The following is a 3,512-nucleotide window of genomic DNA, read 5'->3' as shown; positions in this document are numbered from 1 at the left end:
CTCGCCCTCAAGCGCGAGGCCGGCGAAGCGCTGCTGTTCTACCGCATGGGCGACTTCTTCGAACTGTTCTTCGACGACGCGAAGACCGCGGCGGGCATTCTCGACATCGCGCTGACCACGCGCGGCGAACATGGTGGCGAACCGGTGCCGATGTGCGGCGTGCCCGTGCACGCGGCGGAAGGCTATCTCGCCCGCCTGATCAAGGGCGGTTGCCGCGTGGCGATCGCCGAGCAGACCGAAACGCCCGAGCAAGCCAAGGCCCGCGCCAAGCGCGAGGGTACGCCCTCGTCCAAGGCGCTGGTGGCTCGCGACATCGTGCGCTTCGTGACTGCGGGCACGCTGACCGAGGAGGCTTTGCTCGAACCGCGGCGGGCCAATTTGCTCGTTGCCGTAGCGCCGCTGCGAGACGGCGTCGGGCTGGCCTCCTGCGACATCTCGACCGGGCGGATGGAACTCGAGGAATGCGCTCCGCAAGCGCTCGATGCGGCGCTCGCGCGGCTGGGCGCGAGCGAGGTGGTCGCACCCGAGGATTGGGATCAGTCCCAAGGCGAGGTGATCGCGCGCCCGCGCGCCGAGTTCCGCAGCGAGGAGGGCGAAGCCCGGCTGAAGGCGATCCACGGCGTCGCCACGCTCGACGGGCTCGGCAGCTTCACCCGGCCGATGCTCGCCGCAGCGGGCGGACTGATCGCCTATCTCGACCATGCGGGGCGCGGGAGCCTCCCATTCCTCCTCCCGCCGGTCGCGCGCGGCAGCGGGGCGCATCTGGCGATGGACGCGGCGACGCGCGCCAGTCTCGAAATCCTCGAAGCGCAGGGCGGCGGGCGCGCGGGCAGCCTGATCGCCTGCGTCGACCGCTGCGCCACCGGCGCGGGCGCGAGGCAGTTGGCGGAGGACCTCTCGGCGCCCCTCGCCGACCGTCGCGCGATCGAGGAGCGGCTCGCCGGGGTCCAGCACTTCCATACCGATCCCCTGTTGCGCGCCGACCTGCGCGGCGTGTTGCGGCAGGCGCCCGACATCGGCCGCGCACTCGGTCGGCTCGTCGCCGGACGCGGGTCGCCCCGCGATCTCGGCCAGATTCGCGACGGACTGGCCGAAGCACGACGCGTACGCGAGATGCTCGCCGGCAGCGCCGACCTTCCCCCGCTGCTCCGCCGCATGGGCGATGCGCTGGGCGGCCATGCGGCGCTCGTCGACCACCTCGCCCGCGCGCTGGTGCCCTCGCCCCCGACCGAGCGGAGCCAGGGCGGCTTCATCGCGGCGGGATACGACCATGCGCTCGACGCGCTGCGCGAGACCAGCGGCAATGCGCGCAAGGCGATCGCCGCGCTCGAAACGAAATACCGCGAGCAGACCGAAACGCCCTCGCTCAAGATCAAGCACAACAAGGTGCTCGGCTATTTCATCGAAGTGCCGGCCAAGCACGGCGACAAGTTGATGGCGGCCGACAGCGGCTTCACGCACCGCCAGACCATGGCCGGGGCGGTGCGGTTCAATTCTCTCGGCCTGCACGAGGAAGCGACGCGGATCGCCGAGGCAGGCGCGCATGCGCTGGCGGCGGAGGAAGCGCATTTCGAGGATCTGGTGGACGAGGTGGTGGTCGCGCGCGAGGCGATCGCCGCGACAGCGGCGGCGCTGGCACGGATCGACGTCTGTGCTGCGCTCGCCGAACGCGCGGTCGAGGGCGACTGGGCGCGCCCCGAAATGCTCGACGAGCCCTGTCTCGACGTCAGCGGCGGTCGGCACCCGGTGGTGGAGCAGGCGCTGGCGAAGGGCGGCGAACGCTTCGTCGCCAACGACTGTTCGCTCGGCAGCGACGACCGGTTGTGGCTGATCGGCGGGCCCAACATGGGCGGCAAGTCGACCTTCCTCCGCCAGAACGCCCTGATCCTGCTGCTCGCGCAGGCGGGTAGCTTCGTCCCCGCGACTGCAGCGCGTATCGGCCTCGCCGACCGCTTGTTCAGCCGCGTCGGCGCCTCGGACAATCTTGCGCGCGGGCGTTCGACCTTCATGGTCGAGATGGTCGAGACCGCCGCGATACTCAGCCAGGCGACGACACGCAGCTTCGTCATCCTCGACGAGGTCGGGCGCGGCACCTCGACCTATGACGGCATGGCGCTGGCCTGGGCGGTGGTCGAGGCGGTGCACGAGCAGCTCAGGTGCCGCTGCCTCTTCGCGACGCATTACCACGAACTCAGCCGCCTCGCCGAGACCTGCGAGGCGCTGAGCCTCCACCATGTCCGCGCACGCGAATGGAAGGGCGATCTGGTGCTGCTGCACGAGCTGGCCAAGGGCGCGGCCGACCGCAGCTACGGCCTCTCGGTGGCCAAGCTCGCGGGCGTCCCCGCCCCTGTCATTCGCCGTGCCAAGGCGGTCCTCGACAAGCTCGAAAAGGGTCGCGAGGCGACCGGCGGGCTCGGTGCGGGCCTCGGCGAGCTGCCGCTCTTCGCGGTCTCCGCGCAGGCGCAGGAAGAAGAGCCCGACCAGCTGCGCCGCGCGCTCGAGGGGATCGATGTCGATGCTCTCTCGCCACGCGAAGCACTCGACATGCTCTACGCGCTCAAGGCGCAGGCAAAGACGGAGGAGCGCTAGGACACTCTTCGTCGGGGTTGAACCAAATATCGGCTTCGCGCATGGATGGAGCCATGGCGCAGGACGATCCTCCCAGCGACAGCGATGTCGACAAGTCGACCCATTGGGCCGAGCTGCGCACCGACCTTGCCGAGGATCGCAACATCATGGCGATGGAACGCACCTTCGCCGGATGGATGCGCACCGCCTTCGCCGCAATCGGCATCGGGCTTGGATTCAAGGCGGTGTTCGGCGCCTTCGATCCGCCCTGGCTGGCCAAGGCCATCGCGACCATGTTCATCCTAGCTGGAGGTTGGCTCGCCATCACCGCGCAGCGCCGCGCCTGTCACACGCTTGCCAAGCTCGACGCGCACCGGTTCGAAGCCGTCTCGACCCCCAATTTCCGCGCGCTCGCCTATGCGGTAGCTGTCGGTGCGGTGATCCTGACCGCGGGCCTGTGGATCCTCAACGACGGCAGCCTGATGCGCTGATCAGCTGCCGTCGGAAGGCAGGTCGTCGACCTTGTTGTCCTTGCCGTACTTGTCCTCATTGTCGTCGTGATTGTCCTCCCCGCGATAGGCGGACATGTCGATCCGGCCCGAACTTTCCATGTCGCGCATGTGATCGATCGTATCCTGCGTGGAATCGCCCATCAGGCCGGATTTGTTGTCGCCCTTTTCACTGTCGGTCGGGCTGTCCGGCGTTTCGTGCTGGGCGTCCTCGGACACGGTTTGCGCCTGGCTGCGCTCGTCGTCCTGCTCGTCGTTGTGCGTTTCCGGCGGAAGGGTATCGGGGGTACTCATGCAGTGTCTCCTTTGCGGGAGAAACGAAGAGCATGTAGTTAGGGTTCCTTCCCTATTGCGTGCGGGCCGGACCTCCGTCCGTCCCTTCTGCACCAGCCCACACCCCCGCCCGGCCACCCATCAGTATAGTGCCGTGGGTGG

3 protein-coding genes are annotated in these 3,512 nt (G+C 68.8%); 2 read left to right on the top strand and 1 reads right to left on the bottom strand.

What is annotated here, in order from left to right; genetic code table 11:
* Together mutS and ACN4E0_RS14005 are read left to right on the top strand one after the other, a co-directional pair.
* Positions 1-2,589, top strand: a 2,589-nt coding sequence (gene mutS / locus ACN4E0_RS14010) for a DNA mismatch repair protein MutS (RefSeq protein WP_419568821.1), incomplete at its 5' end; no start/stop codon positions are given.
* A 53-nt stretch (positions 2,590-2,642) separates the two neighbouring features.
* Positions 2,643-3,059: a YidH family protein gene (locus ACN4E0_RS14005; RefSeq protein WP_419568820.1), complete on the top strand. Its 417-nt coding sequence runs from the start codon at positions 2,643-2,645 to the stop codon at positions 3,057-3,059.
* Here ACN4E0_RS14005 and ACN4E0_RS14000 read toward each other — a convergent pair whose 3' ends face one another.
* Positions 3,060-3,371 (bottom strand): hypothetical protein, encoded by a 312-nt coding sequence (locus tag ACN4E0_RS14000; RefSeq protein ID WP_419568819.1) that lies wholly within the window; start codon positions 3,369-3,371, stop codon positions 3,060-3,062. It lies immediately after the preceding gene.
* Positions 3,372-3,512 lie beyond the last annotated feature (141 nt).

It is taken from the genome of Qipengyuania sp., from assembly GCF_048550555.1.
Taxonomy (GTDB): domain Bacteria; phylum Pseudomonadota; class Alphaproteobacteria; order Sphingomonadales; family Sphingomonadaceae; genus Qipengyuania.
The sequence above is the reverse complement of the archived record's forward strand: the minus strand, read 5'-3'. Positions and strand labels throughout refer to the sequence as shown.